Origin of the sequence: Lysobacter arenosi, from assembly GCF_016613475.2 — a bacterium.
GTDB lineage: Bacteria > Pseudomonadota > Gammaproteobacteria > Xanthomonadales > Xanthomonadaceae > Lysobacter_J > Lysobacter_J arenosi.
Genome location: NZ_CP071517.1, coordinates 1,221,106 through 1,234,973, shown reverse-complemented (window position 1 = coordinate 1,234,973; position 13,868 = coordinate 1,221,106). Strand labels below are relative to the sequence as shown.

Sequence of the window (13,868 nt, the reverse complement as noted above, 5' to 3'; positions counted from 1 at the left end):
ACGCCAATCTAGGCCGTTGCTTATTTGGGATAAAGCTGGTCAACTACCACTAACTGTTCTGGAATTGGAATTATCGCCATGCAGGACCTGAACGACCTCTACTACTTCGCGATGGTGGTCGAGCACGGCGGCTTCGCCGCCGCCGAGCGCGCGCTGGGCATCCCCAAGTCGCGCCTGAGCCGACGCATCAGCCAGCTCGAGACGGACCTGGGCGTCCGGCTGCTGCAGCGTTCCACCCGCCGGTTCGCCGTCACCGACGTAGGCAACAGCGTCTACCGCCATGCGCAGTCGATGCTGGCCGAAGCCCAGGCAGCGCACGAGGTGGTCGACCGCCTGAGCGCTGAGCCACGCGGAGTGATCCGTGTCAGCGTGCCGGTAGCAATGGCGCAGCAGCAGATGCCCAAGCTGCTGCCGGAGTTCCTCGCGCGCTTCCCGCAGGTGCGGGTGCAGTTGCTGGTCAGCAACCGTCGCGTCGACATCATCAATGAAGGCATCGACGTCGCCCTGCGCGTTCGCGCCAAGCTCGATGACGACGGTAGCCTGGTCATGCGCAGCTTCGGTCAGATCCAGGAACTGCTGGTCGCCAGCCCGGACTACCTGCGTCGAATGGGCCGACCGAAGAACCCCGACGAACTCGGCGACCACGTCACCCTGAGCATGAGCGAGGACGACGCGCGCCAACGCTGGGAGCTGCACGGTCCCGATGGCGACGTGCGCCGGATCGAACTGAAGCCGCGCGTGATGGGCTTCGACTTCCCGATGCTGATGTCGCTGGCCCAGCAGGGCGTGGGCATCACGCTGTTGCCCGAGACCATCTGCGCAGAAGCGGTTCGCCGCGGAGAACTGGAAGTGGTGCTGCCGAACTGGCGTTTGCCGCAGGGCATCTTCCACGCCGTGTTCGCTTCACGCCGCGGCTTGTTGCCTGCGGTTCGCGTGTTCATCGATTTCATCGCCGAGAAAGCCCCGGCCCTGGTCGAATCCGCGCGCCTGCAGTGCAAGGAGATCAAGGGCATGCCGTGCCCGGAAGACGCCAACCAGCCGGTTCCGGCGCCGGAGATCCGGATTCCCACGCAGGCTTAGGCGCGCCAGCCCAGGCACGCAGGCTTGAGAGCCTGCCCGGGTGCTATGCGACAATGCGCGGCCCGCCAGGCGGGTCAGCAGTCGTCACGCAATCGGAGAGATGGCCGAGTGGTTTAAGGCAGCGGTCTTGAAAACCGCCGTGGTAGCAATACCACCGTGGGTTCGAATCCCACTCTCTCCGCCAAAGTCTTCACAAGAGCCCGCAAATTGCGGGCTTTTTTGTGGCTGACACTCCCGCACCTTCACACAAGGCAGACGCCGACTAACAACAATCCATGAACCGCTCGCCTAAGTCCGCCCGGAGCGGCTGTCCCCCAGGAGATCGTCATGGCCCCCAAGAAAGCCCCCGCGAAAAGCGGGCGTAGCTCATCCAAAGCCGCATCCTCCAGCAAGCCCAACATCTTGGTCATCTTCGGCGATGACATCGGCATTCCGCAGATCAGCGCCTACACTCGAGGTCTGATGGGCTACCAGACGCCCAACATCGACCGCATCGCCAACGAAGGTGCGTTGTTCACCGACTCTTACGGACAGCAGAGCTGCACCGCCGGTCGCGCCTCTTTCATCCTCGGGCAGGAGCCGTTCCGCACGGGCCTTCTCACCATCGGCATGCCGGGCGACCCGCACGGAATCACCGACTGGATGCCCACCATTGCCGATGTGATGAAGAGCCAGGGCTATGCGACCGGTCAATTCGGCAAGAATCACCTCGGCGACCAGGACCAGCATCTGCCGACCAATCACGGCTTCGATGAGTTCTTCGGCAACCTCTACCACCTCAACGCCGAAGAAGAGCCAGAGGGCTACTTCTATCCGAAGGATCCGGCGTTCAAGAAGAAGTTCGGGCCGCGTGGCGTGATCCACTCATACGCAGGCGGGAAGATCGAGGACACCGGACCGCTGAACATCAAGCGCATGCCGACGATCGATGAGGAGTTCCTCGGTGCCGCGCAGAAGTTCATCAAGAAAAGCGTCAAGGACGAGACGCCGTTCTTCGTCTGGTTCAACACCACGCGCATGCATGTCTTCACCCACCTGAAGAAGGAATCGCTGGGCAAGACGGGCAAGGGCATGCACGCCGACGGCATGGTCGAACACGACGGCCATGTGGGTGAGTTGCTGGACCTGCTGGACGAACTTGGCATCGACGACAACACGATCGTCGTCTACACGACCGACAACGGCGCGGAGATCGCGTTGTGGCCGGACGGTGCGATGACGATGTTCCGCGGCGAGAAGGGCTCGACCTGGGAAGGCGGCTTCCGCATCCCGATGGCGATCCGCTGGCCGGGCGTGATCGAGCCGGGCACGGTCATCAATGACCCGATCTCGTTGCTCGACATGTTCCCCACGCTGTGTGCGGCGGCGGGAGCGCCGGACATCAAGGAGCAACTTGCCAAGGGCACCACGGTCGGGAAGAAGAAGTTCAAGGTGAAGCTCGATGGCTTCAACTTCATGCCGTACTTCCAGGGCAAGGAGAAGAAGGGGCCGCGCGACGCGATCTTCTACTTCGACCAGGGCGGAAGCCTAAATGCGTTGCGCTTCCAGGACTGGAAACTGAGTTTCGCCGTGCAGGCGCACGGAAACATCGCCACCGGTTCGCGCACCGTGACCAACTGGGCGACGATCTGCAACCTGCGCATGGATCCGTACGAACGCGGGCTGGAAGACGGCGGAGGTGCGATTGAATTCCTGGCCAGGCAGATGTGGCTGATCGTCCCGGTGATGGGCGCGATCAAGGCGTTCTTCTCCGACTTCATGGACTACCCATACCAGGCCGGCAGCGGGCTCAATGCAGGCGCGATCAACTATGGGCTGTTGAAGCAGGAGGACGCGGTGAAGCGTCTGAAGAAGCTCGAATCCCTGCATCCCAACTGAGGCGGATCAACTGTCCCGGGCGCACATTGCGTCCGGGACAGGTTTGGGGGGCATCAACGACCCTTTGGCAGCTCGCTGCGCGAGCGCAGGTCCTTGCGCCACGCCCGTGGTGCCATGCCGAACTCGGCCGAGAACCAGCGCGTGAACGAGCTGGGCGCGGAGAATCCCAACAGCCGTCCGACCACCTGCAGCGAGTAGTTGCGGTTCTCCATGTAGCGGACCGCCAGGTCGGTGCGAACCGAATTGAGGATGTCGGAGAACGTCTCGTTGGCTTCCTCGAGGCGGCGCTGCAGCGTGCGCACGTTCATGCCGCGGCCGTGCGCGACCTGCTCGATGGTGGCCTGGGCCCATCGGCATCAGGATGTAGAGGTCCTTGCGCACATCGGTGGTGATGGAGTTCTTGTCGGGGGTCGGCAGCGACTCCACCAGGCGTTTGACGTAGACGGCCATGGCCGGATCGGCCGACGGGTTGCGGTAGGTGAGGTCGGCCGCGTCGCAGACGATGCCGTTGAACTCGCGGTCGAACTCGGTGGCGCAGCGGAAAACGCGACGATGGACCAGCAGGTTTTCCGGCGGGCCGTGGGTGAAGTGCACGCTGTGTGGCTTCCAGTGCGGACCGAGCAGGAACCCGCACAGGCGGTATAGCGCGCCCATCGCCAGTTCGATGGCCTGGCGCGAGGTCGGGCCCGGGCCGGGCACGAATTCCTCGCGGATCACCACCGTGCGCCCTCGGTCTTCGACATGGATCGCCAGCAGCTCGTTGAGCAGGTGGCGGTACTTCATGGTCGTCATCAGCGCATCGCGCAGCGTCGGCTGGTGGATCAGCAGCAGGCTGACGACGCCGAAGTCCGACATCTGGCGCGATTCGGCCATGCGCAGGCCGAATGTGTCGCAGCCGGTCTGGCGGGCGGAATCCTCCAGCAGCTTGACCGCGGCGGAAGCGGGGATGCGCCGCTCCGGATCGGACAGCATGGTCCGGCTCAGTCCGGCCGTGCGCAGCAGCGGCTGCGGATTGAGGCCGAGTTGCTGCGCCACCTCGAAATAGTTCTTCAGCGTGGCGGCACGGATGAGGCTGCTCATGGACCGGTTCCAGGCTCGGGCGCCTTGTCATGATATGAGAAATCGCTGTCGCCGTTTGGAAAGAATTGCGCCCCTCCGCGTGCCTATAGTCGAAGCCGTCAGCCCCTTGAGGGGTGCCCCCGATTCATAGTTGAGAGGTTGCAGAAAACTGCCATGGCCCATGCTGTTCGATTCCATCAGGCCGGCGGCCCCGAGGTTCTGCGCTACGAGTCCGTCGCTGTCGGCGACCCGGGCCCGGGCAAGGTGCGGTTGCGCCACGTCGCGGTCGGGCTGAACTACGCCGACACTTACTTCCGCAATGGTACCTACGTGATCCCGTTGCCGGCCGGCATCGGCGTCGAGGCGGCGGGCGTGGTCGAGGCGATCGGCGCTGGCGTCGACCAGGTCGGCGTCGGCGACCGTGTCACCTATACCGGCTTCATCAACACGCTGGGTGCCTACAGCACCGAGCGCCTGGTGCCGGCGGCGCCGCTGATCAAGCTGCCCGAGGCGATCGCCTGCGAGACCGCCGCCGCCATGACCATGCGCGGCCTGACTGCGGCCTACCTGATGCGCCGCATTTATCCGTTCAAGGCCGGCGATTCGATCCTTCTGCATGCCGCCGCCGGCGGTGTCGGCCTGATCGTCGCGCAGTGGGCGAAACTGCTTGGCCTGACCGTGATCGGCACCGTGTCGACCGAAGCCAAGGCCGAGATCGCGCGTGCCCACGGTTGTGACCACGTCATCAACTACAGCCACGAGGACGTCGCCAAGCGCGTGCGCGAGCTGACTGCCGGCGTTGGCGTCTCGGTGGTGTTCGACAGCGTCGGCAAGACCACCTTCGAGGCCTCGCTCGACTCGCTCAAGCGCCGCGGCCTGATGGTCTGCGTCGGCACCGCGTCGGGACCGATCCCGCCGTTCAACCCGCAGCTGCTGGCGATCAAGGGTTCGCTCTACATGACCCGCCCGGCGCTCGCCGATTACATCGCCGACCCTGCCGAGAAGGCCGAGCTTGCCGCCGAGCTCTTCGACCATGTCGCGGCCGGTCGCATCCGCATCGGCATCAACCAGCGCTATGCGCTGGAGGATGCGGTGCAGGCCCATCGCGACCTGGAGTCCCGCAAGACCACCGGCTCGTCGATCTTCGTGATCTGAGGACGACCGACATGCGCGCCGAACAGCTGACCTGCGCCATCGGAGCCGAACTGGTCGGTGTCGACCTGGCCGATGCCATCCATGACGATGGCGTGTTCGAGGAGCTTCGCAGCTTGCTGGTCCGGCACAAGGTGCTGTTCCTGCGCGACCAGGACATCACCCGCGCCGAGCACGTGGCCTTCGCCCGCCGCTTCGGCGAGCTGGAGGATCACCCGGTCGCCGGCAGCGACCCGGAGCACCCGGGCCTGGTGCGCATCTACAAGTCGCCCGAGCAACCCAACGAGCGCTACGAGAACGCCTGGCACAGTGATGCGACGTGGCGCGTGGCGCCGCCGTTCGGCTGCGTGCTGCGCTGCGTGGAGTGCCCGCCGATGGGTGGCGACACGATGTGGGCGAACATGGTGCTCGCCTACGAGAAGCTGCCCGGGCACATCAAGCAACAGATCGACGGCCTGCGCGCCCGGCACAGCATCGAAGCGACCTTCGGCGCGGCGATGCCGATCGAAAAGCGCCTCGCCCTGAAGCAACAGTTTCCCGACGCCGAGCATCCCGTGGTGCGCATCCATCCGGACACCGGCGAGAAGATCCTGTTCGTCAACGCCTTCACCACGCACTTCACCAACTTCCACACGCCCGACAACGTGCGTTATGGCCAGGACTACACGGCCGGTGCGCAGCAGTTGCTGCAGTACCTGATCAGCCAGGCCCATGTCCCCGAGTACCAGGTCCGATGGCGCTGGACGCCCAACAGCATCGCCATCTGGGACAACCGCAGCACCCAGCATTACGCAGTGATGGATTACCCGCCTTGCCATCGAAAGATGGAGCGCGCGGGGATCATCGGCGACGTGCCCTGTTGATTTGCCATTGACCTAATCCGGCACCGCCGATCCGACTGCACCACCGCCGCGCATTACACGGAGATACCCATGAACTTCCTCGATGGATCGTTGTTCCCCGAGAACCAGCCCAAGCTGGTGATCACCGCCGCGCCGTATGGACCGGAGTGGCTGCCGTCGGACTTCCCGGAGGACATCCCGGTGACGATGGAGGAGCACATCCAGAAGGCGGTCGATTGCTACAACGCCGGCGCCACCGTGCTGCACCTGCACGTGCGCGAGCTGGACGGCAAGGGATCCAAGCGCCTGTCGATGTTCAACGAACTGCTGGCCGGGATCCGCTCGCGCGTGCCCGACATGATCCTGCAGGTCGGTGGTTCGATCTCGTTCGCGCCGGAAGGCGAGGGCAACGTCGCCAAGTGGCTGTCCGACGACACCCGGCACATGCTCGCCGAGCTGGCGCCGGCGCCGGACCAGGTCACGATCGCGATCAACACCAATCAGATGAACGTGGTCGAGCAGATGTGCGAGGCCGACCTGGCCGGCACCAGCCTGGGCACGCCGGAGGGCTACCGCGCCTACCGCGAGATGACCATCCCGGCCGGTCCGGAGTGGGTCGAGGAGCACATCCGCCGACTGTCGGCCAACGGCATCCAGACCCATTTCCAGCTTGCCAACATCACCCAGCTGGAGACGGTCGAGCGCATGATGCGCAAGGGCACCTGCAACGTGCCGCTGATCCTGACCTGGGTGGCGATCGGTGGCGGCTTCGATGCCCCGAACATCTACAACCTGGCCAATTTCGTCCGCGGCTGCCCGGATGGGTCGGTGCTGACGCTGGAGTCGTCGATGCTCAACGTGCTGCCGCTGAACATGATGGCGATCGCGATGGGCCTGCACGTGCGCTGCGGCAACGAGGACAACATCTGGACCCAGCGCCGTGACCGCAAGATGGGCAGCGTCGAGCAGATCGAACAGCTGGTGCGGTTCTCGCGCGAGTTCGGCCGCGACATCGCCACGCCTGCGCAGGCGCGCGAGATCTACAAGATCGGCACCTTCTACAAGGATGCCGACGAGACGCTGGCGGCCAATGGCTTCGCGCCCAACCGCCGGCCTGTCTGGAAGGGCGTGCCGCAGCCGGCATGAGGCCGCCGGCTCCAGGCACCGCGTGACCACCGCCTATTGAACTGCAGGTTCGACCCATGGCTTACCACTCCCTTCCAGACCACGGCAACGACGACCCCGGCGCGCGGATTCCACGGCGGTATGCCTGGGTCGTGTTCGGCCTGAGCTTCGGTCTGCTGCTGTCGGACTACATGTCGCGACAGGTGCTCAATGCGGTGTTCCCGCTGCTCAAGCAGGAGTGGGCGCTGTCCGATGCCCGCCTCGGGCTGTTGAGCGGCATCGTCGCGTTGATGGTGGGCTTGCTGACATTTCCGCTGTCGCTGCTGGCCGACCGGTTCGGTCGCGTGAAGAGCCTGGCCCTGATGGCGGGCGTCTGGAGTCTGGCCACGCTGGCCTGCGGCCTGGCGCAGCAGTATCCGCAGATGCTGGTCGCGCGCTTCTTCGTGGGGGTGGGCGAAGCGGCTTACGGCAGCGTCGGCATTGCCGTCGTGCTGTCGGTGTTTCCCAAGGACATGCGGGCAACGCTGACCGGCGCCTTCATGGCTGGTGGCATGTTCGGCTCGGTGCTGGGCATGGCGCTGGGTGGTGCCGTGGCCGCACACCTGGGATGGCGCTGGGCGTTTGCGGTGATGGCCCTGTTCGGTCTGGCGCTGGCGCTGCTGTATCCGATCATCGTCAGGGAAAAGCGCATCTCGCCACCGGTTCGGCCGGATCAGCCACGCATCGATGCGCCACCGGCCGCACGGGTGCCGCTGCGCAGCCTGGTCAACAGTCGTTCGGTGGTCGGCGCCTACGTCGGCAGTGGCCTGCAATTGTTCGTCGGTGGCACGGTCATCGTCTGGATTCCCAGCTACCTCAATCGCTACTACGCGATGGCCACCGATGTCGCCGGGGGGGTGTCGGCGATCATCGTGCTGGTCAGCGGCATCGGCATGATCGCCTGCGGCATGCTCAGCGATCGCATGTGCCGCAATGCGCCGCAACACAAGTTCAACCTTGCCATTGCCTACAGCCTCGGTAGCTGCGCGTTGCTGTCGCTCGCATTCGCGCTGCCACACGGCACGCCGCAGCTGGTGATGATCGCGCTGGGCATGGTCCTGGCGGCCGGCACCAGCGGTCCGGCCGGCGCAATGGTTGCCAATCTCACGCCGCTGCCGATCCATGGCACCGCATTTGCGACGCTGACGCTGGCCAACAATCTGCTTGGCCTCGCCGCGGGGCCACTGGTTACCGGCCTGCTCGCCGATGCGCTGGGCCTGGCCAAGGCGTTCCAGCTGGTGCCGCTGGTCAGCGTGATGGCAGCGGCCGTGTTCTATTTCGCCAAGCGCCACTACCTGACCGACGTCGAGCACGTGGGAACCCACGCGCGCGGCTCCGCTACCGTCATGCAGGCGCAGACGTGAGTGCGGCCAACAAGCTTACGATCGGCATCCACTTCGACCTGATCTGCCCCTGGTGCTTCATCGGCAAGCACCAGCTGGCGATGGCGAGGGGCAAGTACACGCAGATGTTTCCGGCGGTCGCCGTCGAGACGGTCTGGCGTCCGGTGCAGCTGTTGCCCGACGTGCCCGCGTCAGGAGTGCCATTCGCCGCGTTCTACGAGCGGCGACTGGGCTCGGCCGAGGCGGTCCGGCGACGTCAGAAGCAGGTGGTGCAGGCGGCCAGCAGCGTCGGTCTCGACCTCGACCTGTCGGCCATTGAACGCATGCCCAACACTGCACGGGCACACCGATTGCTGCGCCGCGTGGCCGGGCTGGGCGAGCTGTCGTTGTACGAAGCGCTGCTCGATCGCCTGTTCGCTGCGTACTTCCAGCGCGGCGAGGACATTGGCGACGAGGCTACGTTGCGGATGCTGGCGGTGGACGTCGGCGTGCCCCCGGATGTTGTCGACTCGGCGCAGGCAGACGCCGGCAACCCGGCGACCGCCGCTGCCGTCGAGGGTGTGCCGCACTTCGATTTCAACGGGCGCCTGTCCCTGTCCGGCGCCCGCGATGCCGCGATCCTGTTGATGGCCATGAGCAAGGCCGTGCAGGTTTTGCCATGAGGGGGGACAACCCCGAGGAAACTGCCATGAACATCGACGCGACCGTGCTCATCGTTCCGGGTCTGCGTGAGCACGTGCCGGAACACTGGCAGACGCTGCTCGCCGCCGGATTGCCAAGGGTGCATACGGTGCCGCCCCTGGAGCAGGACAAACTCAGTTGCGCAGCACGGGTGGAAGCGCTGGATCGCGCGTTGGCCGCCATCGACGGCCCTGTGATCCTCGCCGCCCACAGCGCCGGCGTGATGATGGTTGCGCACTGGGCGCAGTCCCCAAGCCGCCATCGCCCGATCAAGGGCGCACTGCTGGCGACGCCCGCAGACGTCGAGATCCCGTTTCCGGTCGGCTATCCGACGCTGGACACCTTGCGCGACCACGCGTGGCTGCCGATTCCGCGCAGCCGATTCGGCTTCCCGAGCCTGCTTGCGGCCAGTCGCAACGATCCACTGTGCTCCTACTCGCGCGCGCAATCGCTGGCGCACGACTGGGGCAGCGAACTCGTCGACCTTGGCGAGGTCGGCCACCTCAATCCGGCGGCGGGCTTTGGCAAGTGGCCGCAGGCAATGGAACTGATTGCCCGCCTTGACGGCGCGTAGCCCGGGCCGCAGCCCGGGTTACGCTTACGCCTCTTCCGGGAAGCGGTAATCGCGGTACTGCTCGCGCAACACCGCCTTGTGCAGTTTCCCGGTCGCGGTGTGCGGCAGCTGCGGCACGAACAGCACATCATCCGGCAGCCACCATTTGGCGACGCGGTCTTCGAGATAGCGCAGCACGGTCTCGCGCTCCATCGTCTGACCAGGCTTGACGACCACCAGCATCAATGGCCGCTCCTGCCACTTCGGGTGGGCGATGCCGATGACAGCCGCTTCGGCGATGGTGAGATGACCCATCGCGGCATTCTCCAGCGCGATGGAGGAGATCCATTCGCCGCCGGACTTGATCACGTCCTTGGCGCGGTCGGTGATCTGCATGTAGCCGTCCGGGTCGATGGTCGCCACGTCACCGGTGTCGAAGTAGCCCTCGTCGTCAAGGATCGAGCCGCTGTCGTCACGGTAGTAGGCGCCGGCAATCCACGGGCCGCGGATCTTCAGGTGTCCGGCCGCCTGGCCGTCGTGGGGCAGGCGACGCCCGTCCTCGTCGGTCAGCTTGAGGCTGACGCCGAACACTGGACGGCCCTGCTTGGCCTGCACTTGCAGGCGTTCTTCGAGAGGCAATGAGGAGTGCTTGGGCAACAGGTTGCACACGGTGCCGACCGGCGAGGTCTCGGTCATGCCCCAGGCATGGACCACGAACGCACCGAAGTCACGCTCGAACGCTTCGGCCATCGCCCGCGGTGCCGCGGCGCCGCCGATGACGACCCGGCGAAGCGCCAGTTCCGAGGACGGCTGCAGGCGTTCGGCCGCCACGTGCTGCAGCAGCATCATCCAGACCGTGGGCACGCCCAGGGCGAGGGTGACCCGCTCGTCGCGCAGCAACTGATAGACGCTCGCACCGTCCAGGGCCGGGCCGGGCAGGACCAGCTTGGCGCCGCTCATGGCACCGGCGTAGGGCATGCTCCAGGCGTTGACATGGAACATCGGCACGACCAGCAACGCGGTTTCGTTGCGAGAGACCGCAAGGCTGTCGACGGTGCAGGCGCCGTACGCGTGCAACACGGTGGAGCGGTGCGAGTACAGCACGCCCTTGGGCATGCCCGTGGTGCCTGAGGTGTAGCACAGCGATGCGGCGGCGGACTCATCCAGATCCGGCCAGGCATAGTCGCCGGTCTGCGCTGCGAGCAGCTCTTCGTAGCACAGCAGCCCGGGAATGGCGCATTCGGGCATGTGCGCGCGGTCGGTCATCACCACGAAGTGACGCACGCCCGCCAGCTTCGGCAGCAGTTTCTCGACCAGTGGCACGAAGCTCAGGTCGAAGAACAGGACCGTGTCTTCGGCATGGTTGATGATGTACTCGAGCTGCTCGGGAAACAGGCGCGGGTTGGCGGTGTGCAGCACCGCGCCCATGCCGGACACGCCGAAGTACAGCTCCATGTGGCGATAGCCGTTCCACGCCAGCGTGCCGACGCGGTCGCCGCGCTGCACGCCCAGGGCGGTCAGGGCGCTTGCCGCCTGGCGTGCACGCCGATGGATGTCGCGGTAGGTGCAACGGTGCACTGGGCCTTCGACCGTGCGCGAGACTACTTCCGCATCGGGGTGGCAAGCCACCGCGTGCTCGATCAGGGACGAAACCAGCAGCTTGTGGTCTTGCATCAAACCCAGCATGTCATGCCTCCACTTTGCGCAGCAGGAAGTGCGAGAGCGCGGGAATGAGGATCAGCGCGCCGATCATGTTCCACAGGAACATGAAGGTCAGCAGGATGCCCATGTCGGCCTGGAACTTGATCGGCGAGAACGCCCAGGTGATGACGCCCGCGGCCAGGGTGATGCCCACCAGCGCGACCACTTTGCCGGTGAACATCACCGCGTGCCGGTAGGCGGCCGCGAGCGGTACGCCCGCACGCTGCTGGCCCAGCTGCACGCTCAGCAGGTACAACGCGTAGTCGACGCCGATACCGGCACCGAGCGCGATCACCGGCAGCGTGGCGACCTTGACGCCGATGCCCAGTCCGACCATCAGCGCCTCGCACAGGATCGAGGTCAGGATCAGCGGCAGCACCGCCACCACGACTGCGCGCCAGCTGCGGAACGCCACGAAGCACAGCAGGGCGACCGCGCCATAGACGTACAGCAGCATGGAGCGGCTGGCGGCGTGGACCACTTCGTTGGTGGCCGCCTCGATGCCTGCCGAACCGGCGGCCAGCTTGAACGTCACGTCACGATCGTTGTGGCGAGCGGCGAAGTCCTCGGCGATGGCGGCGACGCGCTTGAGCGAATCGGCCTTGTGGTCGGACAGGTAGGCGATCACCGGCAGCACCGAGCACTCGGTGTTGAACAGGTCGGGATTGAGCACCGTGGCCTGCTGGCCGGAGTAGTTGATCACGTCCTGGTTGCGGTTGATGGTCAACCACTTGGGATTGCCTTCGAACGAACCAGCGGTGATGTTGCGTACCGCATCGACCAGCGACACGGTGGTCTGCACCGCCGGGTCCTGTTGCAGCGCCCAGCCCAGGCGATCGGCCTGGATCAGGGTCTTGTAGTTGAGGCAGGCATCCTTGGGCGTCTTCACGATCACCGCGAACAGATCGCTCGACAGCGCGTAGTTGGCGGTGATGAAGGCGTTGTCGCGGTTGTAGCGCGAGTCCTTGCGCAGCTCCGGCGCGCCCGGGTCGAGATCGCCGACCTGGAGGCCGCGGCTGATCCACAGACCACCGGCCGCGAGCAGCACGGCGCCGGTGATGGCGGCGATCGCCCAGCGCCGCTCGGTGAACTTGTCCAGCACATTCCAGAAGGCGCCAAAGCCGCGTCCGCTGGCTTCCTTGCTCTCTTCGCGCAGGCTGCGCGTGGCCGCCGCCGGGCTGACGCCCACGTACGACAGCAACACCGGCAGCAGGATCAGGTTGGTGAATACCAGCACGCCGACGCCGATGCTGGCGGTCAGTGCCAGCTCCTTGATCACCGGGATGTCGATGGTCATGAGCACGGCGAAGCCGACCACGTCGGCCAGCAGCGCGGTCAGGCCGGCGAGGAACAGGCGGCGGAAGGTGTAGCGCGCGGCGACGAGGCGATGGGTGCCGCGGCCGACGTCCTGCATGATGCCGTTCATCTTCTGCGCGCCATGGCTGACGCCGATGGCGAAGATCAGGAAAGGCACCAGCACGGAGAACGGGTCCAGTTCGAAGCCGAGCAGGCGCACCAGGCCCAGCTGCCAGATCACCGCGACCACCGAACAGGCAACCACCAGCACGGTGCTGCGCACGCAGCGGGTGTACAGGAAGATGATCAGCGCGGCGATCAGCGCGGCGCCGAGGAAGAAGCTGGCGACCTTGACCAGGCCTTCGATCAGGTCACCGGCCAGCTTGGCGAAGCCGATCACGTGGATCCTGACCTTGCCGTGGCCGGCGGCTTCGTACTTGGCGCGCACGCGCTGCTCGAGCTGCTGCGAGAAGGCGTGGTAGTCCAGGCGCTCGCCGGTCTCCGCATTGCGCTCCAGCAGCGGCACGAACACCATCGTCGAACGGAAGTCGTTGGCGACCAGGTTGCCGACGATGTTGGCGCGGCGGATGTTGAGCTTGAGCGCATCCACCGAGGCGGGCGTGCCGTCGTAGTTGTCGGGCATTACCGGACCGCCGACGAATCCTTCCTCGTTGACCTCGCTCCAGCGCACGGCCGGGGTCCAGATCGACTTCATCCAGGCGCGATCAACGTCCTGCATCAGGAAGACTTCGTCGTTGACCTGCTTGAGGACTTCCAGGTATTGCGGATCGAAGATGTCGCCGTGGGCATTCTCGACCACCACGCGCACCGAGTTGCCCAGCCCGCGCAGGCTGCCGCGACTCTCAAGGTAGTTCCGGACGTAGGCGTGGCCGTGCGGAATCATCTTCTCGAAGCCGGCGTTGATCGCCAGCTTCGTCGCCTGGAACCCGAGCAGCACCGTCAGCAGCGCACAGGCGACGACGATCAGCAGCCGGTGGTTGAAGATGGCGCGTTCGAAGAACTGGCCCGAGCGGTGGTCGAAGCCCTCGATCGAGTGGACGACGGGCATGTCGTTGAGGGGCGTGTCTAACTTGTTCAAGCGCATATCCTCTCGGACAA

The 13,868-nt window shown here is 65.5% G+C and carries 10 protein-coding genes, 1 tRNA gene and 1 pseudogene; 9 read left to right on the top strand and 3 right to left on the bottom strand.

The window, feature by feature from the left end; translation table 11 throughout:
• Positions 1–63: 63 nt before the first annotated feature.
• The 3 genes and pseudogenes from HIV01_RS05820 to HIV01_RS05810 all read left to right on the top strand — a co-directional run.
• Positions 64–996 (top strand): annotated as a pseudogene (locus HIV01_RS05820) (LysR family transcriptional regulator); the annotation flags it as partial.
• Positions 997–1,174: 178 nt separating this feature from the next.
• Positions 1,175–1,264 (top strand) — tRNA-Ser (locus HIV01_RS05815).
• 218 nt (positions 1,265–1,482) lie between these two features.
• Positions 1,483–2,958, top strand: a complete 1,476-nt coding sequence (locus HIV01_RS05810; protein WP_245156926.1) for an arylsulfatase — start codon at positions 1,483–1,485, stop codon at positions 2,956–2,958.
• A 6-nt stretch (positions 2,959–2,964) separates the two neighbouring features.
• Here the strand turns inward: HIV01_RS05810 and HIV01_RS05805 are convergent, their stop codons facing one another.
• On the bottom strand, positions 2,965–4,038 hold the full coding sequence (locus HIV01_RS05805; RefSeq protein WP_207527107.1) for an AraC family transcriptional regulator: 1,074 nt from the start codon (positions 4,036–4,038) through the stop codon (positions 2,965–2,967).
• 153 nt (positions 4,039–4,191) lie between these two features.
• Between HIV01_RS05805 and HIV01_RS05800 the strand changes: the two genes are divergently transcribed.
• The 6 genes from HIV01_RS05800 (at position 4,192) to HIV01_RS05775 (ending at position 9,773) form a co-directional block, all read left to right on the top strand.
• A complete protein-coding gene (locus tag HIV01_RS05800) occupies positions 4,192–5,172 on the top strand; it encodes a quinone oxidoreductase family protein (protein ID WP_207527106.1) in 981 nt (326 codons plus the stop codon).
• Between the two features lie 11 nt (positions 5,173–5,183).
• Positions 5,184–6,032, top strand: coding sequence for a TauD/TfdA dioxygenase family protein (locus HIV01_RS05795; RefSeq protein WP_200605376.1), 849 nt, complete (start codon positions 5,184–5,186; stop codon positions 6,030–6,032).
• Positions 6,033–6,101: 69 nt separating this feature from the next.
• Entirely contained in the window at positions 6,102–7,157 is a 1,056-nt protein-coding gene (locus HIV01_RS05790; RefSeq protein ID WP_200605375.1) for a beta-keto acid cleavage family enzyme, read from the top strand.
• A gap of 56 nt (positions 7,158–7,213) precedes the next feature.
• A complete protein-coding gene (locus tag HIV01_RS05785; protein WP_200605374.1) occupies positions 7,214–8,539 on the top strand; it encodes an MFS transporter in 1,326 nt (441 codons plus the stop codon).
• A complete protein-coding gene (locus HIV01_RS05780; protein WP_200605373.1) occupies positions 8,536–9,180 on the top strand; it encodes a DsbA family oxidoreductase in 645 nt (214 codons plus the stop codon). Before HIV01_RS05785 ends, HIV01_RS05780 begins: the two co-directional genes overlap by 4 nt.
• A gap of 26 nt (positions 9,181–9,206) precedes the next feature.
• Positions 9,207–9,773, top strand: coding sequence for an RBBP9/YdeN family alpha/beta hydrolase (locus HIV01_RS05775; protein WP_207527105.1), 567 nt, complete (start codon positions 9,207–9,209; stop codon positions 9,771–9,773).
• A 24-nt stretch (positions 9,774–9,797) separates the two neighbouring features.
• Here the strand turns inward: HIV01_RS05775 and HIV01_RS05770 are convergent, their stop codons facing one another.
• Both HIV01_RS05770 and HIV01_RS05765 read right to left on the bottom strand, forming a co-directional pair.
• A complete protein-coding gene (locus HIV01_RS05770) occupies positions 9,798–11,438 on the bottom strand; it encodes a 3-(methylthio)propionyl-CoA ligase (protein WP_200605371.1) in 1,641 nt (546 codons plus the stop codon).
• 1 nt (position 11,439) lies between these two features.
• Positions 11,440–13,848, bottom strand: a complete 2,409-nt coding sequence (locus HIV01_RS05765) for an efflux RND transporter permease subunit (protein WP_200605370.1) — start codon at positions 13,846–13,848, stop codon at positions 11,440–11,442.
• Positions 13,849–13,868 lie beyond the last annotated feature (20 nt).

Excerpts from the sequence above, each read along its gene's own strand:
- HIV01_RS05805 (WP_207527107.1), bottom strand. The coding sequence starts at position 4,038 with ATGAGCAGCCTCATCCGTGCCGCCACGCTGAAGAACTATTTCGAGGTG.
- HIV01_RS05800 (WP_207527106.1), top strand. The coding sequence starts at position 4,192 with ATGGCCCATGCTGTTCGATTCCATCAGGCCGGCGGCCCCGAGGTTCTG.
- HIV01_RS05795 (WP_200605376.1), top strand. The coding sequence starts at position 5,184 with ATGCGCGCCGAACAGCTGACCTGCGCCATCGGAGCCGAACTGGTCGGT.
- HIV01_RS05790 (WP_200605375.1), top strand. The coding sequence starts at position 6,102 with ATGAACTTCCTCGATGGATCGTTGTTCCCCGAGAACCAGCCCAAGCTG.
- HIV01_RS05785 (WP_200605374.1), top strand. The coding sequence starts at position 7,214 with ATGGCTTACCACTCCCTTCCAGACCACGGCAACGACGACCCCGGCGCG.
- HIV01_RS05775 (WP_207527105.1), top strand. The coding sequence starts at position 9,207 with ATGAACATCGACGCGACCGTGCTCATCGTTCCGGGTCTGCGTGAGCAC.
- HIV01_RS05770 (WP_200605371.1), bottom strand. The coding sequence starts at position 11,438 with ATGCTGGGTTTGATGCAAGACCACAAGCTGCTGGTTTCGTCCCTGATC.